Genomic DNA, 24,627 nt, shown 5'->3' with positions numbered 1-24,627 from the left:
CTGCTCAAACCGGTATCACAACAAGGAGAGCGCTATGCCCTGGTATGCCTGGTTAATTCTGCTCGTAGCCATCGGCTCGATCGTCGGCGGTCTTATGATGCTGCGCGATACAGCCAAGAAACTGCCCCTCACCGAAGAACAACTCAAGCGCGTCCATGAGCGCAACGCCGAAATGGACGCCAAGGAAGCCAAGGACCGTTAAATAAGTCCGGGTGGCAGGCTGAAAACCTGCCCCTGCCTATTTCCCGATCTCTGCGCTGACCGAAAGCACCTTGATATGAAGCGGCTGAAAGATCGTCTCCAACTCGCCGTCCGCGCGCAACTTCTCCAGCAGCGCTTTGAAGTGTGGAACATCAATGTTGCCATTGGGGCGCAACAACGCGTATTGACGGTAGATCTGATCAACGCGTTCGGAGACCATTAACTGCGCCGCTTCATCTTTGTTACGTGCCATAAAATCAATCAGATAAGAACGGGTAACAGGCGCGATATCCGCCCGATTGCGCACCACCATCAATAGATTACTGTCGTGAGAATAGGTGGAGGTCACATTGAAGTGCTCACTCAAGTACTTCTGATCGGTATTGAAGTTGGCAAATCCATAATGGTAACCACTGAACAACGCCAGACGTTTGTCAGACAGATCATCGAAGTAATTCTGATCACGCCCTTCGACCCGCCTTGCTACATAGACCTCGGCATCTTCAAGGCCCAGATCGACGGTTTCGTGCGCAATATCCTTCCAGCCCCAGTCAGGGTTCTCAAAGATCGCAACATCGAAACGCCCTTCCGCGAAGTCACGAAAACGCCGGGGCACGGAGGTGGGGATCATCACAAACTCGTAATCGTCCTGCTCGGCATTCAGGGCATCGATCAGCTTGGGCAACAGACCCGCGTCTTCGCCTTTTTCAGGGCGGACCATATACGGAGGGAAATGCACGGCGGCCACCCGCACGACCTGCGCGGCATAGACGTGGGACGTTGCCATGAACGGCACAAAGAGCAGAAGGCCTGTGGCGAACGTCCGCGCGACGCCATCAATTAATACTGCAAATTTTTTCATAAAACACGACATCAATCAAAGCCCTCCACGCTATGCGGTTTCCATGATTTAAACAACTGTCAAATCAACGGCGTCAGCATTGCTCACAGTGGTTACTATTGTGCACCGCTGCGATGAACTCGCGTGAGGCACCAATGCAATTAGCAGCGGTCACTGTAAGGGCAGTTATAAAAACGATATTGTCGGCGCAGCGTCAGGCGTGGGCGCAACAGGCTAATCTGGCTACGCTGAAGCCATTGACTATCGTAAGGGAGCTTGATGATGCCGCATTGGCTGGTGATTGATCTGGAGGCTACCACCGAAGAAGGTGGCTGGCCGGTCGCAGAAATGGAAGTCATCGAAATAGGCGCGACGCTGGTCAATCAGGACGGGCGCGAGCTGGACCATTTCGAGCGCTTCGTACGACCCGCACGCAGGCCTGTGCTGACTCATTTTTGCCGGGAGCTGACCCATATCAATCAAAGCAGTATCGACAGCGCTGCGCCCCTGACGACCGTGTGGCCTCAGTTCGAGCGCTGGTTGAGCCATCACCGTGCCCGCGTGCTGGGATGGGCCAGCTGGGGGGATTACGACCGCCAGCAACTGGAAGAGGAATGGCGCTACCATCGCCTCGACAGCGCACTGTCGAGCATGCCGCACGTCAACCTCAAACAGCGATTCGCTCAAGCGCGTCAGTTGCAAAAGCCGATGGGCCTGAACAGCGCCCTGCAACTGGCTGGCATGCAATTCACAGGTCAGCAACACCGGGCACTGGTTGATGCGCGCAATACCGCCCGGCTCTTGCCGTTGATACTGCCTAATTGAATCTCGCTGCACGTCGTCAGTTGTTCAGCATCGACTTGCAAGGGGCGTGACGAGTTTTACCGTGTTGGGCATACTGGCGGGCCATTTCCAGCCCTTTCAAAAGGAATCGCCCATGTTCAAGGTCAACGAGTACTTCGACGGCACCGTCAAATCCATCGCCTTCAGCCAGGTCGACGGTCAGGCAACCATCGGTGTCATGGCGGCGGGCGAATATGAGTTCGGTACAGCGCAACGGGAAATCATGCACGTGATCTCCGGCGAGCTGAACGTGAAGCTCCCGGACAGTACCGACTGGGAAACTTTCTCCACCGGCAGCCAGTTCAATGTCCCGGCCAACAGCAAGTTCCAGCTCAAGGTCAGCGTTGATACAGCTTACCTGTGCGAATACCGCTGAGACTGAACACGTGGGGGGGCCTGACCTCCCACATTGCCCGCACACCTGCTTACACTGCGCCTTTCTATTCGACGCCAGCATTGAACTGCAACGCCGCCAGACGTGCGTAGAGCGGGTTGCTGGCGATCAGTTGCTGATGGGTACCGACCGCCACAAGCCGGCCCTGATCCATGACGGCAATCCGGTCGGCATTCTGCACCGTGGCCAGCCGGTGGGCGATAACCAGCGTGGTACGCCCCTGCATCAGGCTCGGCAAGGCTTGCTGAATCAAGTGCTCACTTTGCGCATCCAGTGCACTGGTCGCCTCGTCCAGCAGCAGGATCGGCGCATCGACCAGTAACGCGCGGGCAATCGCCAGACGCTGCCGCTGTCCGCCGGACAATCCCACTCCGCCCTCACCCAGGTGCGTACCGTAGCCGTCGGCCATGTCGAGAATGAACTCGTGCGCATGGGCGATACGCGCTGCTGCCTGTACCTGCTCAAGGCTGGCAGTGGCGTTACCGTAACGAATGTTGTCCTCGACACTGCCGAAAAACAGTGCGGGCGATTGTGAAACCAGCGCGAAGCAGCGGCGCAGATCGTGCGGATCAAGCTGTGCGATCGGCACGCCCTCGATCAGGATGCGTCCTTGAATCGGGTCGTAGAAACGCAGCAGCAGGTCGAGGATGGTCGACTTGCCTGCTCCGGAAGGCCCGACCAGCGCCAGGGTTTCACCGGGCTCGATGTTCAGGGTCAGGTTATCCAGCGCATTGCGCTCGGGACGCGACGGGTAGGCGAAGGTGACATTCTCCAGCGCCAGACGCCCGCTGATGCGCTGTGGCAGGCTCTGCAGGTCGGTGGTCGGCACGCTAATCTCGCTACGTGCCTGAAGCAGTTCGCCGATCCTCTCTGCGGCACCGGCGGCGCGCTGCAAATCGCCAATCACCTCGCTCAACGTGCCGAACGCCATACCGACCATCAGCGCGTAGAACACGAACGCTGCCAGCTCACCGCTTGATATGCGGCCGCTGATCACGTCCATACCGCCGACCCACAGCATCACCGCCACCGCACCCAGCACCAGAACGATCACCAGCGTGATCAGCCAGGAGCGCTGCAAAATCCGTTTGCGAGCGGTCTCGAACGCCTGCTCCACCGTATGCGAAAAACGCTGCTTGTCCTGCTGCTGATGGTTGTAGGCTTGCACCGTCTTGATCTGCCCCAACGCCTCGGCCACGTAGCTGCCCACATTGGCGACCCTGTCCTGGCTCTCGCGCGACAGGTTTCGCACCCGCCGTCCGAACATGAGGATGGGCGCGATGATCAGCGGCAACGCCACCACCACGATGCTGGTGAGCTTGGGGTTGGTGATGAACAACAGCACGATGCCGCCAATGACCATCAGTGCGTTGCGCAGGAACATCGACAGTGACGAGCCGATCACCGACTGCAACAACGTGGTATCGGCGGTCAGCCGCGACTGGATTTCCGAACTGCGATTGTTCTCGTAAAAGCCCGGATGCAGCTCTATCAGGTGATCGAATACTTTCTTGCGCAGGTCGGCGACCACGCGCTCGCCGATCCATGACACCAGATAAAAGCGGGCGAACGTTCCGATGGCCAGGCCGACCGTCAGCAGCATGAAAAAGCCGATCGAGCGCTCGAGCAACTGCGGCGAGCGGGTCATGAAGCCCTGATCGACCATCAGCTTGATGCCCTGGCCGATCGACAAGGTGATGCCCGCGGTAATGACAAGTGCCAACAATGCTCCGAACGCTTGCCAGCGATACGGCGCAATGAAACTCGCAGCCAGGCGAAGGGCCTGGCGGTGACGTCGCGTAATCAGTGAAATCATGAAGCCTGCCTGTTTGCCCGATCTTTCTGAATGGCGAAGCCTACACCTGTCATGCATGGCGCGCTGAGCATCATTTCGAATGAACTTGCGCCCGGCTTCAAAGGTCAGGTTATGACTGCTTTACAGGGGCCGCTATAAGACATCGATCTAAGCGTCTACTGGCAGATTCGCATCATTTCTGTTGCACTGGGAACGCGTTTGAGCGGCTGACAGCACCTGTCACGGACCGGTCATCAAGCGCGGTTAATTTAACGCCGTTACCTGATGAAAGGAGAAACACCATGAGCCTGCAAGAGCGCAGCAACGAAGTTCCAGTCGTTCGAGCCACGCCCAATCTGCCGGTTGGCGGTGCAATTCTCGACGAGCATGGGCAAGAAGTCCTGATCACTGAAGCAATGGTTCAGGCTGCCTGCCAGGAATGCGACAAGAACTGGGTAACCCCGGAAAAATAAAACCGAACCGTGCCAAATGCCTTGAAACCCGACCCTGAGTCGGGTTTTTTATGCCCCGCGTTTACCGGACGATCAGACCAGTACCGCCCCCAGTGCCCGCACGAGTTGCGTAAGCTCCCCGGACTCACCTTCGACGCGGACCTTCAGCCCTTCAATTTCCCGACGTGGCGGGTAATGCTTGCGCAACGCATCGAAGGCCAGGCGCTGGCTGGCAGTGTCGCCAGTCAGGCTGCGACGAAAATCTGCGTCATCACGCCGCGGGTCGTACACGCCACGGCACAGCATGTTCAGTGCCCAGACCGGATCGCTGTCAGCATCGAGGCTGACCTGCGCCAGCCAGGGTTTGGGCAGCAGATCGTCCAGTTTTATCACCGCAGGCTGCCCCAGAAAGGCACACAGCGCCTGATAGATCTGCGCAGTGCCCCGCTGCCTGCCATCAAGGCTGTAACCGGCGATATGCGGCGTACCCAGAACGCACAAGTCGGCCAGCGCCACGTTGACCTGCGGCTCACCTTCCCACACATCCAGCACGGCTTGCAGGTCTTCGCGCTCAAGCAGCACGTCGTGCAGCGCTGTGTTGTCCACCACGGCACCACGACTGGCATTGATCAGCCAGGCACCCTGCCTGAGTTGGCGCAAACGGGCTTCGTCGAGCAGGTGCCAGGTGGCTAACGCCCCGGTCTTGCTCAACGGCGTGTGCAGGCTGATGACGTCACAGCGCTGCAGAATCTCGTCAAGGCTGACGAAGTCACCGCCTTCAGCAGACTCGCGTGGCGGATCGCAGACCAGTACGTTCCAGCCCAGCGCCTTCAAGACAGCGACCAGACGACCACCCACCTGCCCTGCACCGACCACACCGTAAGTACGTTGCGCGAGGTCGACGCCTTCGATTTCCGCCAGGGTCAGCAGGCTGCCGAGCACGTAATCCACCACACCGCGTGCATTGCAGCCCGGTGCGCTGGCCCACTGGATACCAGCTTGCTGAAACCCGTCCAGATCCAGATGATCGGTGCCGATGGTGCAGGTACCGACAAACCGCACCGGGCTGCCTTCGAGCAGCTCACGGGTCACGGGGGTCACGGAGCGCACCAGCAGGATGTCGGCGTTCGCCACGGCAGCGCGATCTATGGCGCGCCCCGGCAAGCGATGAATCTCACCGAAATGGGCAAAAAAAGCGTCGAGCAGGGGAATATTTTCGTCAGCAACAATGCGCATGGAAGACTCTCTGGGTCTGGCGAACAGGGACCGGTCCCCAGCGGGAACAGGTGCGTCGTGAACCGGCGCGGGTTGCAGCGATGTAACAATCAATCAATCGGACTTTTTGCGTATCCAGTACAGGAATGTGCCCTCTTCGGCCTGCTCCGCAACCAGCTCATGCCCAAGAAAAACACAGAATTTCGGAATATCACGGCGCGTGGAAGGATCGGTCGCAATCACCTTGAGCAGGCCGCCCGCAGGCAGGTCACGCACCTTTTGATGCAGCATCATCACCGGTTCCGGGCAGAACAGCCCGACAGCGTCCAGCACGGCGTCGACGGTGAGGTTTTCAATGGGCTCAGACATGGGGCACTCCAGAGGCGGGTGACGATTGTCGCTCAATTCAGTCGGTCAGGCCAAATACTGATGGTTGTCCTGAAGCCGAACGGCGGCGCGCGGCCAGACAGCGGACAGAAAAATGCCAGGCACATGGCCTGGCATTGATCGTGACCCAAGCGACCGTCAGAACGGCAGTTTCATGCCCGGTGGCAACTGCATGCCTGCGGTCATGGAAGCGGTCTTGTCCTGGCTGGCCTGCTCGATCTTGCGCACGGCGTCGTTGACGGCGGCGGCGATCAGGTCTTCCAGCACTTCCTTGTCTTCCTGCATCAGGCTGTCATCCAGATTGATGCGCTTGACGTCGTGACGACCGGTCATCACGACGCTCACCAGGCCTGCGCCCGATTGACCGGTGACTTCCGCGTTGGCCAGTTCTTCCTGCATCTTGGCCATTTTTTCCTGCATTTGCTGCGCCTGCTTCATCAGGCCAGCCATGCCACCTTTCATCATGGGATATCTCCTCGAAAATGGATGGTTTGTTTGCGCGGCGCCAATGGCGCCCTGTGTTCAGTTATTGAGGCTGCACCGCAGGCGCGTCTACGGGCTGGATAGTATCTTCCCGGATAACAGCGCCAAACTGCTGCAACATCTGCTGGATATACGGGTCGGCCTGGATCGAGGCTTCGGCCTGACGCTGACGCTCGGCACGCAGTCGCGAAGCAGCCTGGGCAGGAGTTTCCTGCTCGGGCTTGATCAGCTCGATACTCAGATTGATCGTGCGACCATGATACTGGTTCAACGCATCGTTCAGGCGGCGCTGCTGGGTCGAGTTGAACAGGGCACTGTGCGCCGGGTCCAGGTGCAGCAGCCAGTTATCGCCATCGACCGCCATCAAGGTGCAGTTGGCCGCAATGCTGCCGGTCATGCCGGAGATCGGCAGTTTGGGGAATACCTCCAGCCAGTCGGCAGCAAGGCCGGTGGCTGGCTTGGCAGCCGGAGCGGGCTCGGGCTCGACCGCTTCAAGCTCGACGACGCTCTCGTGGGCCAGTTCATCCAGATAGCTATAGGACGCCGGGTCGATGTCGATATCCGGCTCGACGTAATCGTCATCCGCTGGCGGCTCGTCATCGCGCCCCATTGGGCCGGAAGACATCGAATCCGGATTCATGGACAGATAGGCGGAATCAGGAATGGCTTCAAGCATCGCCGGTGTAACCTGCTGCTCGGCAACCGACTGCGCAGGTTCCGCCTCTGGCGCGTCTGGCACTGGGCTGGCGGGCGCAGGCGTCGGCATTGGCGTAAGGTCTGGCTGTTCGGAGACAGTCTCCAGAACCGGCTCGGTTACCGGTTCTGCACCAGTGCCAGTGTCCGGTGCGGGTTCAGCGTTTTTTTCGGCAAGCGGTGCCTTTGGCTCATTCCACGGCAGATCGATTTCTTCGACCGGCTCGGGCTGGGCTTGCGGTTGTGATTCTGGCTGTACCGCGGGCTCAGTTCGTGCAGCCGCCGGCATCGGGGCGGCTGCGGGCGGCAGCGCTTCGAAGGCCGGATCGGGCGCAGCCATGACCGGCGCTTTTGCAACTGCGGGAGCTACCGACGCAACAGGTGTCGCATCGGCCACTGCTTTTCGGGAATCAACCGTGGCCTGGCTGATCCCCACCGGCTTTAGCGGTTGCCTCGGCGCATCGTCGTTATCGGCCGGGCGGAACGCCAGCATGCGCAGCAGAACCATCTCGAAACCGCCACGCGGGTCCGGGGCCAGCGGCAGGTCACGACGACCAATCAGGCCCATCTGGTAATAGAACTGCACGTCTTCGGCAGGCAATGCCTGGGCCAGCGCCAACACCCGGTCGCGGTCGCCATGCCCGTTGTCGACGCCTTCCGGCAACGCCTGGGCAATCGCCACGCGGTGCAGAACATTGAGAATCTCCGAGAGCACGCCGTTCCAGTCAGGCCCCTGCTCGGCCAGGTGACGCACCGCTTCCAGCACACCGCGAGCGTCGCCTTCCAACAACGCAGTCAGCACATCGAACACCTGACCGTGATCCAGCGTGCCGAGCATGGCGCGCACATCGGCAGCCATGACCTTGCCTTCACCAAAGGCAATGGCCTGATCGGTCAGGCTCATCGCGTCACGCATCGAACCGTCGGCAGCGCGCCCGAGCAGCCACAGCGCATCGTCTTCGAACGGCACATTCTCGACGCCCAGTACGTGGGTCAGGTGTTCGACCACACGTTCGGGCGTCATGTTTTTCAGCGAGAACTGCAGGCAACGCGACAGAATGGTCGCGGGCAGTTTCTGCGGATCGGTGGTAGCGAGGATGAACTTGACGTAGGGCGGCGGCTCTTCAAGCGTCTTGAGCAAGGCGTTGAACGAGTGACTGGAGAGCATGTGCACTTCGTCGATCAGGTAGACCTTGAAGCGACCGCGACTTGGCGCGTATTGCACGTTATCCAGCAGTTCGCGCGTGTCTTCGACCTTGGTGCGGCTGGCGGCGTCGATCTCGATCAGGTCGACGAAACGACCTTCATCGATCTCTTTGCACACCGAGCAAGTGCCGCAGGGCGTAGAGGTAATGCCGGTTTCGCAGTTCAGGCACTTGGCGATGATCCGCGCGATAGTGGTCTTGCCGACGCCTCGCGTGCCGGTGAACAAATAGGCATGGTGCAGGCGCTGGCTGTCCAGCGCGTTGATCAGGGCCTTCAACACATGAGCCTGGCCGACCATTTCGCGGAACGAGCGCGGACGCCATTTACGTGCAAGAACCTGATAACTCATTTAAAACCGTCGCAACTGGTAAGCGGAAGACCGCCAATGCTAGCCGAGCAGGGGCAAAATTGCATCTGGTGTCCGCCTCTATTGTGGCTAAGCTGAGCAAATGAATCCAATGACGCGCTTTAAACGGACTTTTGCAGAGCCACGGCTGCCTCGTGCAGCCGTGGCGTGCATGCTGTTGCTGTCGATGCAGACGGTGAGCGCGGCCAAAGGCACTCTGGACTTCGCGGTCAACGAAGGCTGGACCATGCCGATGATGCATATCACCGACTTTCGGCCCGAATCCGGCATCCTGTTCGACATCATGCAAAGCGTTGCGCACCATGTCGGCCTCGAAGCCAGGTACCACGTGATGCCGCGCCTGCGCATCCAGTCGGCGCTTGAGCGTGGCGAAGTAGACATGCATTGCTACAGCTCACAGGCGTGGTATCCCGATCTGTCCGGGGATTACCTCTGGAGCCTGCCGATTCTCTATCAACGCGACTGGCTGGTCGCTTCAGCCGAAACGGCTGCGGGCCCATACCCAGAGCAGTTCGACAATGAAACCGTCGGCACGGTACTAGGCTATAACTACCCTGCCCTGCAGCACCTTTTTGATAATCATCAACTGATACGTGAAGACGCACGCACGCAGAACCAGACGCTCGGCAAGCTGATGGCTGGACGCTACAACTACGCCGTGACCAACCAGCTGATCCTCGAATGGACCAATCGAAACCTGCCTGTCGGCAGAAGGCTGAAGCCCATATCGCTGGTCGCAGAGCAGCCTGCGGCCTGCCTGATACGCAACACCCCCGAGCTGCCGACAGGTAAAATCCTGCGCACACTGGTGCAAATGCGTCTGTCAGGCGAGATTCAGCAAATCATCGATCACTACACCGCGCCCACGCCCCCGTGACCCTTCCTCTGCGGTGTAGCAATAGCGTCATATTCCGTCGTTACGCTCGCCTGAAATCTTTGGTAATACATTAACCAGCGCGAGTATTTGGCGATGAGCGACAGATCAGACGACGAAGACACCAACAACAACCCCAGCCGCCGTCGTTTTCTGGGCGGGATGGCTGCCCTTGGCGCAGGCGTCACGCTGAGCAGCTACGTGTCGGCCCACGAGAAACCGCCCGCCGACAACGACAAGCATCATCACCTTGCCGGGCCTGCGCTGGACAGGGCCTTGCGCGAGAACGTGAAGACTATTGTGGTGATCTACGCCGAGAACCGCAGCTTCAATAACCTGTTCGGCGATTTTCCCGGGGTCCAGAAGCCACTCTCCTCGCTCAGACCTTCCGACTATGAACAGCGCGACCGCGACGGCACGCTATTGTCCAAACTGCCGCCAGCCTGGGGTGGTGTGTTACAGGTCGGGCCGCAAACCGTTGACGGCGTGACCTACCCGGCAGGCGAGCAGTTTCAGAAAGACCTGCCCAACGCCCCCTTCCCGCTCAAGGGGCCGAACGGCGAAGACCTGCCGCTGAGTCTGGTCACTCGCGACCTGTGGCACGTTTTCTATCAGAATCAGATGCAGATCAACGACGGCCGCAATGATCGATTCGTCGCCTGGGCCGACGCTGGCGGGCTGACCATGGGCAACTACTCACAGACTCAGTACTCGCTGCGCCTGTGGGACGTTGCCTCGGAATTCGTGCTGTGCGACAACTTCTTTCAGGGTGCATTCGGCGGCTCGTTCCTCAACCACCAATACCTGATTTCAGCCACCGCGCCGATTTACCCCAACGCTGCCGAGTCTCCGGCCAAATCCCAGATCGCAACCCTGCAGAGCTTCAACCCGCAAGACCCGCGCCTCAAGCCACTGGACAAGTCGCCTGCCAGCGCAATGGAGGGGCCACCGCAGTTCGGCCCCAGCGCCATTACCCCGGACAACTACGCCGTCAACACCATGGCCCCGCCCTACTGGCCAACCTGGCTGCGCGACCCGCAGAACCCTGATTACTCGAAACCGGATCTGCCCAACGTGCTGGTTCCGCAAAGCCACGAACACATTGGCGACAAACTGTCGAAAAGAAATGTCGACTGGGCCTGGTACGCTGGGGCCTGGCAAGTGACGCTGGACGAGTTCAAGGACTCCACGGGAATCCCGAAAATTCCTAACTTTCAATACCATCACCAGCCGTTCAACTACTTCAAGCAACAGGGTCCGCAAAACCCTGAAGAACGCAAAAAACGTTTGCGTGACGGCGGCCTGGGTGACGAGTCCAGCACCAACCGCTTCCTCGCCGATGCCGAAGCCGGCAAGTTGCCCGCGGTAACCTTCTACAAGCCCCAGGGCAACCTGAACATGCACGCCGGTTATGCCGACGTGGCTGCGGGTGACCGGCACATAGACCGGGTGATCAAGGTGCTGCGCAAGAGCCCGCAATGGGACAACATGGTGATCGTCGTGACTGTGGACGAGAACGGCGGCTGGTGGGACCACGTCGCACCGCCCAAAGGCGACCGCTTCGGCCCCGGCACGCGTATTCCGGCGCTGGTCATTTCACCCTTCGCCCGCAAAGGCAAGGTGGACCACACGGTATACGACACGGCCTCGATTCTGCGCCTGATTACCCGTGTTCACGGCCTGGAAAAGCTCGACGGGCTGAAGCGCCGCGACGACGCCATGATCGCGCGCGGCCAGGCTCCCATGGGCGACCTGACCAACGCATTGCACTTTCCTGCCTGATTCCGTCGCTGTAGCGCTCAGGTACTCGCGTCGGCTGCCTCCAGTGCAGTCGGACGCGACGTCTTGACCGGTGGCAAGGACGCCACATACACCGTGCGGGACGGGAACGCGAAACGCACATCCAGTTCGGCGAATGCTTCCATGATGTCCAGATTGATCGCCTGCTGCACATCCATATAAACGTTGTAGCTGGGGTCGAGAACGATAAAGACGGTCTCGAACTCCAGTGACGTTTCGCCAAAACCACGGAAATGCGAGCGGTCGAAACGGGCGAGTTTCTGCGCGTTGATGATCGCTTCTACTTTCTTTGGCACTTCCCGTATCTGATCGACAGAGCAGTCATACGTAAGCCTGAATTCGAAGACAATGCGTCGTTCCTGCAAACGTTTATAGTTCTGGATGGTGTTGTTGATCATGTCGGCGTTGGCCATCACGATCTGCTCGCCGCCCAGGCTGCGGATGCGCGTGGTCTTCAGACCGACATGTTCGACCGTACCGGACAGCGCGCCGACAACAATGAAATCGCCCACTTCAAAAGGCTTGTCCACTGCGATGGAGAGTGAGGCAAACACATCACCCAGAATGTTCTGCACCGCCAGCGCAACCGCAATACCGCCCACCCCGAGGCTGGCCACAAACGCAGTGATATTGACCCCGACGTTCGACAGCATCGCCATGACCACTGTGGCCCACAGCAACACCTTCGCGCCCCACAGACTCAACGTTGCCAGCGCACTGCCCTGATAAGTGCCGCCAGCGTTGTGACGTACAAAGTAGCGCTGCAGCGCGAGCGCAATTGCCCGGTTCGCCCACAACCCGACCTGCAATGCAGCAACCACGAACCACAGACTGCTGACCCGCCCAAGCCAGCGCTCCGGCAGATCGAGCATGCCCACCCCGATCAGAATCGAAGCCAGCAGTAACAGTGTATTGCTGGTGCCCGACAGCACCTGCACCACGATGTAGCGCATATGCGTGCTGGGCGAATCAGGCCGCGAGCGCATCTTTCGGAGGACAAAACCGATAACCCCCCTGACCAGAATAAAACTCATGGTCGAGGCGAACACAGCGAGTATCCAGTTGGCGAGCGAAATGCCCAGAAATTGCGAGTCTGTGAAAAATCTGATGATGTCCTGTTCCATCCGGCCCCCGGCTCCACTGCTACGAGACGCCTGACCGAAAAGCCCGTGACACCCGCAGCGACTTGAATTGCCCCTTGCCGTAAAACGGTTTCAAGCGACGCGTAAGGGGTTAGGTGGCACATGACGCCGAGGGTTCAGACGAATTCGGATCGCATTACCAGCAGCTTTCACATCGGGCATGGCATACAGGCGCAGGAACAGCTAACGCACTCGGCACACGGAGATGGTTGGGTGGTAATCGGGGATGTGGAGATTTCAGTGCAACTGCGTCGAGGGCCGACTAAGGATTCGTTAAGGTGGTGCCCCCACCAGCCACACCCCGGCACACAATGTTCCCGCTGTGGCTGCTTCCTTCCGGATCTGACCAGGTTCACGGGTAATCGTTGCGGGGGGACCGATGGGGTCACCATAACGACACTCACCAGTTGGCGAGCCGCGCCATTGTACCGGTCTGGCGTGAGTTTACAACCGTTGGTTCGGATAAAAATTTCGAGGAGGCTCAAGCACTTGTGTGCCGGGGCTGAAACGCAAAGCGGTATCGGCCGTCGGTGTGACAAATCCTCGAAACACCCTCATTCGATCCTGTACCCTGCCCGCCTCAATAATAATCAGCCAGCAGGTTGCCCATGCAGACTCGATTGGTCGGCTACCACGATCTCAACGCCTCTCAACGTAAACAGCTCGAACACCTTGAAGTGACGCAGGAGCAGATGCAGTTCTCCGGCGATATTTACACCGTGCTCAATACTCTGCTGGTCAACCCCAGCCCGAATGTTTACGGCTTTGTGCTTCTGGGCGACGATAAACCGGTGGGGTTTTTCCTGCTCAAGCGCGGGGATTGTCTGCCGAACTGGGCTCAGGAGACGCTGGCTGCGACGCTGCATGCATTGCAGATCGATCACCGCGAACAGGGCAAGGGGTTAGGCAAGGCGTGCTTGCAGGCATTGCCTGCGGCGCTGCGCCTGAAGTGGCCGGACATCACGCACTTGATGCTCTCGGTCGATGCAGACAATAGCGCTGCTATCGGGCTTTATGCAGGTCAGGGCTGGGTGGACACCGGAGAGGCTTACCGCGGAAGGATCGGTTTTGAGCGCAGGCTGGTGCTGACACTTTGATACGAAGTTTGAGCACGCGCCTGACATCCAGCGATGTCAGACGCTGCCTGGGTTACTGAGCCTGCAAAACCTCGTCGGCCTTGCCACCCGCATCCTGAATCACCAGGTGGATGAAGTGCAGTTTGGCGATTACCGCCGGAGGCAGCACGAACGGATAGAAGTCCGGCTGGCCCATGCTGCGTGACAGCTCGTTGAGCATGCTGGCCAGTTCGATCCAGGCGTTGACGAACGACAGGAACGCCGGGCCGCCTGGGTGCTGTGGATCGTAGAGCACTTCCAGCGGGAATGGCTGGTAGTCCAGCTCCATGTCGCGGGCGCTCATGCCAAAACCCAAGGCGGTGTCGACCGCGTCCATCATGTGCAGGTAGTGAGCCCAGGTTTCAGCCCAGTCTTCCCACGGGTGCATGGTGGCGTAGGCACTGACGAAGCTTTCCTGCCAGGTGTCGGGCGCGCCGTTTTTATAGTGGTGATCAAGCGCATCGGCATAGCTGGCGCGCTCGTCGCCGAACAGATTGCGGCAGCCGTCCTCCCAGTGGGTATTGGCGATTAGCCGATCCCAGTAATAGTGGCCGACTTCATGGCGGAAATGGCCGAGCAAGGTGCGGTAGGGTTCGTGCATCTGCACGCGCATCGCTTCGCGGTGTGCGTCGTCGGCTTCCTCGATGTTCAGGGTAATCAGGCCATTGGCGTGGCCAGTGGTCGGCAGCTTGCCTTCCAGATCGACACCGACAAAGTCAAAGGCCAGGCCGGCTTCTTCATCGACGCTCTTGGGGATGACCTGCAACCCCAGGGAAATCAGCTGCGCAACCAGACGACGCTTGGCGGTCTCGACCTTGCGCCAGCGCTCGCCGTTTTCGGCGATGGACAGGTCGGGAATGGTGCGATTGAGGCTGCACGCAACGCAGAACTCACCGGCGTTGTGCTCCGGAAACAGCCAGTTACAGGCTGCCGGGGTATCGAGGTTGGCGCAACGCCGATACAGACCCGCACCCGGTTCGTCGCTCAGGCGCCAGGTAGGCTCAGGCCCTGCTTCAAGCGTAGCCACGCGGCCCTGCTCGGGCAGGTAACCCAGCGCAGCCGAACAGGCCAGGCATTGGGAATTGGGGAAAAACACCGACTGGCCGCATGTGCACTGCCAGACCTTGCTGTTACGTTTGGATTCGCCGACAAATGGGGCGGTAATGCGTGAACTCAATTGCTCGAAAAAGCGATACATGGCGATCTCCCGTTGGCCTTGCATGGACTAGATCATGCCTACGCTTCAGGGGTTCAAAATATTATCGAACGGCGGGGACGGATAGCGTCGACGGCGTTTGCATGGGCGAAAACGGTGCGTCGCACGATAGTTGAGATTATCGTTCCGCATGCTCCAGCGTGGTCACAGATCTACGCCGCGCCATCACATTCAAGACCGGACGCAGAGCGTCCAGAACGGCATGCGACGCGGAGCGTCGCACGATGATCAAGACATGCCTAAGCGGAGCGTCGCACGGTAGTTGTGATTATCGTTTCGCACGCTCCAGCGTGGGAATGCCGTGCGTGACGCTCCGCGTCACAGATCTGCGCCGCACCATCACATTCAAGACCGGACGCAGAGCGTCCAGAACGGCATGCGACGCGGAGCGTCACACGATGATCAAGATATGCCTAAGCAGAGCATCACACGGTAGTTGGAATTATCGTTCCGCACGCTCCAGCGTGGGAATGCCGTGCGTGACGCTCTGCGTCACAGATCTGCGCCGCACCATCACATTCAGGATAGGACGCAGAGCGTCCAGAACGGCATGCGACGCGGAGCGTCGCACGATGATCAAGACATGCCTAAGCAGAGCGTCGCACGGTAGTTGGGATTATCGTTCCGCACGCTCCAGCGTGGGAACGCCGTGCGTGACGCTCCGCGTCACAGATCTGCGCCGCACCATCACATTCAGGATAGGACGCAGAGCGTCCAGAACGGCATGCGACGCGGAGCGTCGCACGATGATCAAATGCCTAAGCAGAGCATCGCACGGTAGTTGGGATTATCGTTCCGCACGCTCCAGCGTGGGAATGCCGTGCGTGACGCTCTGCGTCACAGATCTACGCTGCGCCGCACATTCAAGAACGGACGCAGAGCGTCCAGAACGGCATGCGACGCGGAGCGTCGCACGATGATCAAGACATGCCTAAGCGGAGCATCGCACGGTAGTTGGGATTATCGTTCCGCACGCTCCAGCGTGGGAATGCCGTGCGTGACGCTCTGCGTCACAGATCTGCGCCGCACCATCACATTCAGGATAGGACGCAGAGCGTCCAGAACGGCATGCGACGCGGAGCGTCGCACGATGATCAAGACATGCCTAAGCAGAGCGTCGCACGGTAGTTGGGATTATCGTTCCGCACGCTCCAGCGTGGGAATGCCGTGCGTGACGCTCCGCGTCACAGATCTGCGCCGCACCATCACATTCAGGATAGGACGCAGAGCGTCCAGAACGGCATGCGACGCGGAGCGTCGCACGATGATCAAGACATGCCTAAGCGGAGCGTCGCACGGTAGTTGTGATTATCGTTTCGCACGCTCCAGCGTGGGAACGCCGTGCGTGACGCTCTGCGTCACAGATCTACGCCGCGCCATCACACTCAAGACCGGACGCAGAGCGTCCAGAACGGCATGCGACGCGGAGCGCCGCACGATGATCAATACATGCCTAAGCGGAGCGTTGCACGGTAGTTGGGATTATCGTTCCGCACGCTCCAGCGTGGGAATGCCGTGCGTGACGCTCCGCGTCACAGATCTGCGCCGCACCATCACATTCAGGATAGGACGCAGAGCGTCCAGAACGGCATGCGACGCGGAGCGCCGCACGATGATCAACACATGCCTAAGCGGAGCGTCGCACGATAATCAGGGAATGCGGAGCGTCGGCCTGCCTCAGTCAACCGCCACGCCCAGTTCGGTCAGGCGTTTTAGCAGCGCATCTTCGTCCAGTACGGTCAGCCCCAGCTCGTTGGCCTTGGTCAGTTTCGAGCCTGCACCGGGGCCTGCAACCACGGTGTGGGTCTTGGCAGATACCGAGCCGGAGACTTTGGCACCAAGGCTTTCGAGTTTTTCCTTGGCGACGTCACGACTCATGCGCTCCAGCGAACCCGTCAGCACCCAGGTCTGCCCAGCCAGCGGCAGGCCTTCGACGGTTTTTTTCTCGCTGCGCCAGTGCATGCCGAAGTCTTTGAGCTGGGCTTCTATGGCGCGGGCGCGCTCGGCATGTGCGCTGTCGTCGAAGAAATCGCGGACCGACTTGGCCTGTTTCTCCGGCAGCGTCTGACGCATGTCCAGCCAATCGGCGCTGATGATGGCCTCCAGCGTGCCGAACCTGTCAGCCAGTTTCTGTGCAGCGCCCGGCCCTACCGACGGAATGTGCAGTTTGTCGATCAGCCCTTCGAGCGTAGTGCTGGCCGCAAATTCGGCACCCAGCTCGCCCTGATCCTGCAATTGCAGTCCGCATTCGCCCAACAGCGCATCAATGACGTTACGGTTGTGCTCGTCTTCGAAGAAACTGTGAATTTCGTAGGCAACTTCCAGACCGACATCCGGCAGGTAAGTCAACACCTCCGGCAAGGCCTGTTTGACGCGCTCCAGAGACGCCAGCGAGCGCGCCAGCACCTTGGCCGTCTCCTCGCCCACATCGGGAATGCCCAGGGCATAGATGAAGCGCGCCAGGGTCGGCTGCCGGCTGTCGGCAATCGCCTTGAGCAGCTTGTTGCTGGAAATTTCGGCAAAGCCTTCGAGGTCGATGATCTGTTCGTATTTCAGCTTGTACAGATCGGCAGGCGAGCCGATGAGTTTTTCATCGACCAGTTGCTCGATGGTCTTGTCGCCAAGCCCTTCGATGTCCATCGCACGACGTGACACATAGTGGATGATCGCCTGCTTGAGTTGCGCACCGCAGGCCAGACGCCCGACGCAGCGATACACCGCGCCTTCGGTGACGGTTTCCTTGCCCTTGCTACGCTTGATCAACTGCGTGCGCTCGACATGCGAGCCGCACACCGGGCAGGTCTGTGGAACCTGCACCGCCCTGGCATTCTCGGGGCGGCGCTCGGCAACCACCTGCACCACCTGAGGAATCACGTCACCGGCGCGGCGGATGATCACCGTGTCGCCAATCATCAGGCCGAGCCGCGCCACTTCATCCATGTTGTGCAGCGTGGCGTTGGCGACCATGACGCCAGCCACCTTGACCGGCTTGAGGCGCGCGACCGGCGTCACTGCGCCGGTACGCCCCACCTGGAATTCGACATCCAGCAGCTCGGTCAGCTCTTCCATGGCCGGGAATTTGTGGGCAATTGCCCAGCGCGGCTCGCGGGCGCGAAAACCCAGTTCGCGCTGCGCAGCCAGGTTGTTGACCTTGAACACCACGCCGTCGATCTCGTAAGTCAGTGCCAGACGCCGCTCACCAATATCGTGGTAATAGGCCAGACACTCCTCGACGCCATTCGCCAGCTTCAGCTCGCGACTGACCGGCATGCCCCATTTTTTCAACGTTTCAAGCACGCCGATGTGAGTGTCGGCGATTTCCGCCGAAGTCTGCCCCAGGCCATAGCAGCAGAATTCCAGCGGACGATTGGCGGTGATTTTCGAGTCCAGCTGGCGCAGGCTGCCCGCCGCCGCATTGCGCGGGTTGGCGAAGGTCTTGCCGCCGATTTCCAGCTGGCTGGCGTTGAGCCGCTCAAAACCTGCCTTGGACATGAACACTTCGCCGCGCACTTCCAGCACATCAGGCCAGCCCTTGCCTTTCAGCTTGAGCGGGATGTTGCGCACGGTGCGCACATTGACGCTGATGTCCTCGCCGGTGGTCCCGTCCCCACGCGTCGCACCGCGTACCAGCGCACCGTCGCGATACAGCAGGCTGACTGCCAGACCGTCCAGCTTAGGCTCGCAGCTGTACTGCACCTTGCTGCCCGCACCAAACAGGTCCCCGGCAGGCAAATCCAGCCCTTCGGTTACGCGCCGGTCAAACTCGAGCATGTCGTTTTCTTCGAAAGCGTTGCCCAGGCTGAGCATCGGCATTTCGTGCCGCACCTGGGTGAACGCCGACAAAGCGGCGCTGCCAACCCGTTGCGTCGGCGAATCCGGCGTGACCAGATGCGGGTTTTCTGCCTCAAGGGCCTTGAGTTCGTGAAACAGGCGGTCGTACTCGACATCCGGGATGCTGGGCTCATCCAGAACGTGATAGCGGTAGTTGTGCTCATCCAGCTCTGCACGCAGTTCCAGGATTCGGGTTTCGACGGCCTTCATACGGTGTTCTCTCAAAAAGCAAAAGAGCAGCCGAGGCTGCTCAATCTGTTGGCTCTGTTCTGTTCAAGCCCAATCCCCGAAAAAGCGCGCCGGAGCATGCTCTTGATCGGGAAGTGGACAAGGATTCGCTTAACCGCGACGCTGGGTCAACGCACGGCGCTCGAATTCAACGATGCGCTGACGGTAATGCTCGATGGTTTGCGCGGTCATGACACTGCGCTGGTCATCTTTCAGCTCGCCATCCAGTTCATGGGCCAGCTTGCGGGCTGCGGCAACCATGACGTCGAAGGCCTGCTTGGGATGACGCGGGCCTGGCAAACCAAGGAAGAAGCTCACGGCACGGGTGCTGAAATGGTCGATATCGTCCAGATCGAACACGCCGGGCTTGACCGCATTGGCCATCGAGAACAGCACTTCGCCGTTACCTGCCATGCTTTCGTGACGGTGGAAAATATCCATCTCGCCAAAACGCAGGCCGCTTTCCAGGATGTTCTGCAACAACGCAGGGCCCTTGAAGCCGCCTTCACTGCGCGAAATCACGCTGATGACCAGCACTTCCTCAACCGGAGGCAGGTCCTTGTCCTCAGTGATGCGCTGGGCAGGCTTGTCGTCCGGGAAGTCATCGTCACGCCCCGTGAACAGGCTCGGGCCGTCCAGATCCAGATTCAGGTCACCCTGCTGCGGTTCATCCTTGCGCTTCTTGTCGCTGTTGCCACGCTTGTCACTGTTGCTGCGCTTGCCCTCACGCGGGCTGGCGCTCATCGACGGCAAATCATGCTCGTCGAGCTGCGGTTCCTTGTGGGTGTCCAGCACACGGGGCGGCCCGAGCACTTCGGCCGACGTGGTTTCCTCCTCATCCGGAAGATTGGAGAAGCTTCGATCCAGCCTGAATTTCAATTTACCTTTGCTGCCGCGCATACGGCGCCAGCCATCAAAAAGAATACCGGCAATGACTATTATGCCGATGACGATCAGCCACTCGCGCAGACCGATTTCCATGTAATCCAGTGCCTCTAATGAAGAAATCTGAAAATAAGGGCCTAAACCCCTTTAATACGTGGTGCCAAGTCTATGTTCTGACTGGCAATTTGCCCACGCGAAAATAAAAAGTGGTCACTAAACTAGCACGACCAAAGGTAACTTTACACCGTCTGTTACGTCTCTTCGCCGCCCAAAGTGCCATCTATCACACAAACGTCAAATTTTCGGGCCCTTGCGCAACGATTTCCCGACTGAATCAAGCCAGAACTCAGGCATCCACAAGCGCCATCGCCTGCTCTACATCCACCGCTACCAGCCGCGAACAGCCTGGTTCATGCATCGTCACCCCCATCAATTGGTCAGCCATTTCCATGGCGATCTTGTTGTGGGTGATGTAGATGAACTGAACAGTTTGTGACATTTCTTTCACCAACCGCGCATAGCGACCCACGTTGGCGTCATCCAGCGGCGCATCCACCTCATCAAGCATGCAAAACGGCGCAGGATTGAGTTTGAAAATGGCAAAAACCAGCGCCAGTGCAGTCAAGGCTTTTTCCCCACCCGACAGCAGATGAATGGTGCTGTTCTTCTTGCCGGGAGGGCGCGCCATGATTGTCACCCCTGTATCGAGTAAATCTTCGCCCGTCAGTTCCAAATAAGCGGAGCCACCACCGAAAACTTTTGGGAAAAGTGCCTGAATTCCGCTATTTATCTGATCGAAGGTATCTTTGAAGCGGTTTCGGGTTTCTTTATCGATCTTGCGGATGACGTTTTCCAGCGTGTCGAGTGCTTCCACCAGATCAGCATCCTGCGCATCCAGATAACGCTTGCGTTCGGATTGCTGCTGGTACTCGTCAATGGCGGCAAGGTTGATCGCTCCCAGACGCTGAATACGCCCGGCGATGCTCTCCAGTTGCTGCTCGGCGGCCTGCTCGCTGGCCTCGGGGGTCAACGTGGCGAGCACGCCGTGCAGGTCGTAGCCGTCCTCATGCAATTGGTCCTGCAACGCCGTGCGGCGCACCGTCAGCGACTGCCATTCCAGGCGTTGCTGCTCAAGCTGGCCGCGCAACAGCTGCGATTGCTGCTCAGCCTGGGTCCGGCGCTTTTCGGCTTCACGCAGTTCGCGGTCAGCGTCTTCGAGGGCGTTCTTGGCGATGCGCATTTCATCATCGACCACCATGCGCCGCTCCAGCAGCTCTTCAAGCTTGAGGCGCAGTTCTTCAAGCGGTGCCTCGCCCTCCTCCAGATTCAGACTCAGTTGCTCGCGCTTTTCGGTCAGTCTCTCGGACTGCATACGCAGGCGCTCCAGCGCCTGACGCGTCGAATCGTACTGCGCCTTGAGCGAGCCCAGACGCACCGCCAGTTGATGACTGTGATCCTTGTGCTGCCGCGCATCCTGACGAATCCTATCCAGACGCTCGCGCAGCGCATCACGCTGCGCCTGAAGCACTTCGCGCTGCTCGGTATCCTGCGCCATGCTGTCCAGTGCATCCTGCAATTGCAGGCGCGATTCGCCGAGGTGCTCGTGCTCGACAGCGCGTTGCTCGCCCAGCTCGGCCAGTTCTTCGTCCAGACGAGTACGACGCAGGGTCAACTGCTCGACCTTTACCCTGACCGCCGACAGTTGCGCTTTAAGTTCGCTTTGCTGACGGGTTTCGTCCTGCACGCGGCGGCGCAGTTGCTCGCGGGCTTCTTCCTCCTGCGACTGTTGCTCGCGTAGCACCAGCAATTGCTCTTCAAGCGTAGCCAGCGTCGCTTCGCGCTCATCACGCTCCAGGCCCAGCCTTTGTAATTCCTGCCCCCGCGCCAGCACGCCACTCTGCGCCTCGCTGGCACGTCGCACACGTAAAAAGTGCCGCCCGACCCAATAGCCGTCACGGCTGATCAGGCTTTGCCCGGCGCTGAGTTGCGCACGTCGCGCCAGCGCTTCATCCAGATCCTCGACCGGAATCACCTGGCCCAGCCAGGCGGACAGATCAACCGTACTGTCCACTTTCTCCAGCAGGCTGCCAGGCACCCGCACCGTATCGGCACCGGCGCTGAGCAAGCGCAGATCACCCTGCTGGAAGTTCGCCAGATCAAGCGCGTCGAAGTCATCCACCAGCACAGCCTGCAAATCCGCGCCGAGCACGGTCTCCACCGCCAGCTCCCAGCCCGCTTCGACGCTCAGCCCTTCGGCCAGACGCGGGCGCTCGGCCAGTTGCTGATCGCGCAGCCATTCGGCGGTGCCGGTGTCCGGGTCAAGTGCGGCCTGCTGCAGCGCTTCCAGGGAAGCCAAACGCCCGTTGAGACGTTGCAGCTCGCCCTGCGCCTGCTGTTGCGCCTGACTGGCCTGCTGCAAAGCTTCACGCAGTTGCTCCAGACGCTCTACCGCCTGCTCTTCGCCCGCGTGCAGCTCCTCAAGGGTCATGTCACGGGTGGCGAGGTCTTCGCTCAACTCCAGAATGGCCGCATCTTCAGGGTCGGCGGCCAGCAACTGACGCTCTTCGGCCAGACGCCGCTGGCGTTCGGCCAGGCGTTCGATGCTTTGTTCAAGTTGCTGAATGCGCGACTGCTGGACCTGCGCCTGGCGCTGTGGCTCGGCGGATTGCTGATTGAAGACGTCCCACTTCTCCTGCCAGCCCTGCATGGCCGCTTCGGCGTCCTCCAGGGCAATGGCCGATTCTTCGGCGGCCGCGCTGGTCATTTCCTGCTCGGGCTCAAGCATCTGCAGCTCTTCGCCCAGGGTGGCAAGCAAGGTGGTGTCGTGGCCAAGATGGGATTCGGTTTCCTGGCGGGCGCGTTCGGCTTCGCGCAGGTCGTCCTGCAATTGGCGCAGCCGCTGCTGACCGTGCTGGATGCTCTGCTCGACGCGAGCAATGTCGCCACCGACCGAATAAAAACGGCCCTGCACCAGGTTGAAGCGTTCGGACAGATCATGATGGCCGTCGCGCAGCCTTTCGATGCTGGCATCGGCGCTGCGCTGATCAGCCACCAGCGCTTCAAAACCGATCTCCTGATTGCCGATCACTGCCTCGCGCTGCCCCACCAGATCATTCAACGCCTGCCAGCGCAGAGCCGACAGTTGCGCCTTCAACTGGCGTTCTTCGGCCTTGTATTCCTGATACTTCTCGGCGGCCTGAGCCTGTCGGTGCAGACGCTCCAGCTGACGCTCGAGTTCTTCCCGAAGGTCAGTCAGGCGCGCCAGGTTCTCGTGGGTGCGGCGAATACGGTTTTCGGTTTCCCGACGTCGCTCCTTGTATTTGGAGATCCCGGCGGCTTCTTCAATAAAGTTGCGCAGGTCTTCAGGCTTGGCTTCGATCAGCTTGGAGATCATGCCCTGCTCGATGATCGAATAGCTGCGTGGCCCCAGGCCGGTGCCAAGGAAGATGTCGGTAATGTCGCGACGGCGGCATTTGGTGCCGTTGAGGTAGTAGCTGTTCTGGCTGTCGCGGGTCACTTTGCGGCGAATGGAGATTTCCGCATACGCCGCGTACTCGCCGACCAGCGTGCCGTCGGAGTTATCGAACACCAGCTCGATACTCGCCTGGCTGACCGGTTTGCGGCTGGTGGAGCCATTGAAGATGACGTCGGTCATCGACTCGCCGCGCAGGTTCTTGGCCGAGCTTTCGCCCATGACCCAGCGCACGGCGTCGATGATGTTGGATTTGCCACAGCCATTGGGACCGACAACGGCCGCCATGTTACTGGGGAAGTTCACCGTGGTGGGATCGACGAACGACTTGAACCCTGCCAGCTTGATGCACTTCAGGCGCATGGCGTCAGTCCGCTGCCAGGGCGGCCAGCACCAGCTGGCAGCTGCGCTGACAGTAGGCGATCAGCACTACACGAATTTTCGGCAGATCCCGCGCGATCACCGCGCCAAGCAACTCGTCGAACAACGCCAGATAGTCGCCCATATCGGCCTTGCGTTGCTCGAGCGCGAGGAAATAGCTGCGGCTCATGGACGGCTGCAGGTTCTCGACCGTTTCTTCGAGGTACGGGTTGCTGGCGAACGGATAGGCCGCGCGCATGACATTGAAGCTCTCTTCGACAAATGCCTTGACGTCCTGCTGCTCGAAACTGACCTGCAGGCGCTGTTGTATCTGCACGAACGGCGCAAGATCATCCTCGGTGCGCCAGCGCTCGACCACTGCATTGGCCAGCAGAATGTACAACTCGCTCATCAGGCCACACAGGCTGGTCACGTTGTGCGCGTTGAGCACCGTAACCTGTGCCCCACGACGCGGCAGGATCACCACCAGATGGCGGCGCTCCAGAATCAATAATGCTTCGCGCACAGAACCACGGCTGACGTTCAACGCCTGCGTGACTTTCTGTTCCTGAATACGCTCTCCAGGCTTGAGCTCACCGCGAATGATCCGCTCGGCAAGATGATGAGCAATTTGCTCAGCGAGGCTGTCCGGTGCCTTGAACGTCATGACTATCCTTCAAAAAAACCAGTTCTGCATGCAAGCCGCGAAGTGTAGCGCAACCGGTACGGATGGCGCAGGGCCATAGAAGCGGAAACTGGCACGAAATACGCAAAACCTTGAATACAACCCAATGGGCGATTCAAGAACCAGAGAGTCTTTGATCGGC

Annotated in this window: 19 protein-coding genes and 1 other RNA gene; 7 read left to right on the top strand and 13 right to left on the bottom strand. The window is 59.6% G+C overall.

The window, feature by feature from the left end; translation table 11 throughout:
- The first annotated feature begins 34 nt into the window (after positions 1 to 34).
- On the top strand, positions 35 to 202 hold the full coding sequence (locus tag KP808_RS08410; RefSeq protein ID WP_002552826.1) for a DUF2897 family protein: 168 nt from the start codon (positions 35 to 37) through the stop codon (positions 200 to 202).
- A 36-nt stretch (positions 203 to 238) separates the two neighbouring features.
- On the opposite strand, the gene KP808_RS08405 is transcribed toward KP808_RS08410, so the two are convergent.
- Positions 239 to 1,075 carry a substrate-binding periplasmic protein gene (locus KP808_RS08405; RefSeq protein WP_080396353.1) on the bottom strand — a complete coding sequence of 279 codons (837 nt, stop codon included), beginning with the start codon at positions 1,073 to 1,075 and terminating at the stop codon, positions 239 to 241.
- 249 nt (positions 1,076 to 1,324) lie between these two features.
- Between KP808_RS08405 and KP808_RS08400 the strand changes: the two genes are divergently transcribed.
- Entirely contained in the window at positions 1,325 to 1,867 is a 543-nt protein-coding gene (locus KP808_RS08400) for an exonuclease domain-containing protein (RefSeq protein ID WP_005744336.1), read from the top strand.
- Between the two features lie 112 nt (positions 1,868 to 1,979).
- Positions 1,980 to 2,261 (top strand): pyrimidine/purine nucleoside phosphorylase, encoded by a 282-nt coding sequence (gene ppnP / locus KP808_RS08395; RefSeq protein ID WP_004658419.1) that lies wholly within the window; start codon positions 1,980 to 1,982, stop codon positions 2,259 to 2,261.
- Positions 2,262 to 2,325: 64 nt separating this feature from the next.
- On the opposite strand, the gene KP808_RS08390 is transcribed toward ppnP, so the two are convergent.
- Positions 2,326 to 4,095, bottom strand: coding sequence for an ABC transporter transmembrane domain-containing protein (locus KP808_RS08390; RefSeq protein WP_230018080.1), 1,770 nt, complete (start codon positions 4,093 to 4,095; stop codon positions 2,326 to 2,328).
- A 281-nt stretch (positions 4,096 to 4,376) separates the two neighbouring features.
- On the opposite strand from KP808_RS08390, the gene KP808_RS08385 reads away from it, so the two are divergent.
- A complete protein-coding gene (locus KP808_RS08385) occupies positions 4,377 to 4,547 on the top strand; it encodes a PA1571 family protein (protein ID WP_002552821.1) in 171 nt (56 codons plus the stop codon).
- Positions 4,548 to 4,619: 72 nt separating this feature from the next.
- Here the strand turns inward: KP808_RS08385 and pdxB are convergent, their stop codons facing one another.
- From pdxB to dnaX, 4 genes are all read right to left on the bottom strand, one after another.
- The gene (pdxB, locus tag KP808_RS08380; RefSeq protein ID WP_058401985.1) at positions 4,620 to 5,762 is read right to left on the bottom strand and encodes a 4-phosphoerythronate dehydrogenase PdxB; all 1,143 of its coding nucleotides are present in this window, start codon (positions 5,760 to 5,762) and stop codon (positions 4,620 to 4,622) included.
- Positions 5,763 to 5,855: 93 nt separating this feature from the next.
- The gene (tusA, locus tag KP808_RS08375; protein WP_058401984.1) at positions 5,856 to 6,110 is read right to left on the bottom strand and encodes a sulfurtransferase TusA; all 255 of its coding nucleotides are present in this window, start codon (positions 6,108 to 6,110) and stop codon (positions 5,856 to 5,858) included.
- Positions 6,111 to 6,266: 156 nt separating this feature from the next.
- Complete coding sequence (locus KP808_RS08370; protein WP_002552818.1) at positions 6,267 to 6,593, bottom strand: YbaB/EbfC family nucleoid-associated protein; 327 nt, start codon at positions 6,591 to 6,593, stop codon at positions 6,267 to 6,269.
- A gap of 61 nt (positions 6,594 to 6,654) precedes the next feature.
- Positions 6,655 to 8,859, bottom strand: a complete 2,205-nt coding sequence (gene dnaX, locus KP808_RS08365; protein ID WP_230018071.1) for a DNA polymerase III subunit gamma/tau — start codon at positions 8,857 to 8,859, stop codon at positions 6,655 to 6,657.
- A gap of 109 nt (positions 8,860 to 8,968) precedes the next feature.
- Between dnaX and KP808_RS08360 the strand changes: the two genes are divergently transcribed.
- Both KP808_RS08360 and acpA read left to right on the top strand, forming a co-directional pair.
- Complete coding sequence (locus KP808_RS08360) at positions 8,969 to 9,754, top strand: substrate-binding periplasmic protein (RefSeq protein WP_004667473.1); 786 nt, start codon at positions 8,969 to 8,971, stop codon at positions 9,752 to 9,754.
- A gap of 93 nt (positions 9,755 to 9,847) precedes the next feature.
- On the top strand, positions 9,848 to 11,533 hold the full coding sequence (gene acpA, locus KP808_RS08355; protein WP_230018069.1) for an acid phosphatase: 1,686 nt from the start codon (positions 9,848 to 9,850) through the stop codon (positions 11,531 to 11,533).
- A gap of 17 nt (positions 11,534 to 11,550) precedes the next feature.
- On the opposite strand, the gene KP808_RS08350 is transcribed toward acpA, so the two are convergent.
- Positions 11,551 to 12,675: a mechanosensitive ion channel family protein gene (locus KP808_RS08350; protein ID WP_058409758.1), complete on the bottom strand. Its 1,125-nt coding sequence runs from the start codon at positions 12,673 to 12,675 to the stop codon at positions 11,551 to 11,553.
- A 303-nt stretch (positions 12,676 to 12,978) separates the two neighbouring features.
- Positions 12,979 to 13,075, bottom strand: an RNA gene (gene ffs, locus KP808_RS08345) — signal recognition particle sRNA small type.
- A 226-nt stretch (positions 13,076 to 13,301) separates the two neighbouring features.
- Between ffs and KP808_RS08340 the strand changes: the two genes are divergently transcribed.
- Positions 13,302 to 13,790, top strand: coding sequence for a GNAT family N-acetyltransferase (locus KP808_RS08340; protein WP_230018067.1), 489 nt, complete (start codon positions 13,302 to 13,304; stop codon positions 13,788 to 13,790).
- 52 nt (positions 13,791 to 13,842) lie between these two features.
- Here the strand turns inward: KP808_RS08340 and KP808_RS08335 are convergent, their stop codons facing one another.
- From KP808_RS08335 to KP808_RS08315, 5 genes are all read right to left on the bottom strand, one after another.
- Positions 13,843 to 15,006 carry a zinc-binding metallopeptidase family protein gene (locus KP808_RS08335; RefSeq protein ID WP_230018065.1) on the bottom strand — a complete coding sequence of 388 codons (1,164 nt, stop codon included), beginning with the start codon at positions 15,004 to 15,006 and terminating at the stop codon, positions 13,843 to 13,845.
- A 1,695-nt stretch (positions 15,007 to 16,701) separates the two neighbouring features.
- Positions 16,702 to 19,065, bottom strand: coding sequence for an NAD-dependent DNA ligase LigA (ligA, locus tag KP808_RS08330; RefSeq protein WP_230018063.1), 2,364 nt, complete (start codon positions 19,063 to 19,065; stop codon positions 16,702 to 16,704).
- 129 nt (positions 19,066 to 19,194) lie between these two features.
- Positions 19,195 to 20,064, bottom strand: coding sequence for a cell division protein ZipA (gene zipA / locus KP808_RS08325; RefSeq protein WP_004665852.1), 870 nt, complete (start codon positions 20,062 to 20,064; stop codon positions 19,195 to 19,197).
- Positions 20,065 to 20,314: 250 nt separating this feature from the next.
- A complete protein-coding gene (smc, locus tag KP808_RS08320; RefSeq protein WP_058409761.1) occupies positions 20,315 to 23,803 on the bottom strand; it encodes a chromosome segregation protein SMC in 3,489 nt (1,162 codons plus the stop codon).
- Positions 23,804 to 23,807: 4 nt separating this feature from the next.
- Positions 23,808 to 24,467 (bottom strand): GntR family transcriptional regulator, encoded by a 660-nt coding sequence (locus KP808_RS08315; RefSeq protein ID WP_058401976.1) that lies wholly within the window; start codon positions 24,465 to 24,467, stop codon positions 23,808 to 23,810.
- Positions 24,468 to 24,627 lie beyond the last annotated feature (160 nt).

It is taken from the genome of Pseudomonas savastanoi (genome assembly GCF_020917325.1).
GTDB classification, from domain to species: domain Bacteria; phylum Pseudomonadota; class Gammaproteobacteria; order Pseudomonadales; family Pseudomonadaceae; genus Aquipseudomonas; species Aquipseudomonas amygdali.
This window is presented reverse-complemented; position numbering and strand designations above follow the sequence as displayed.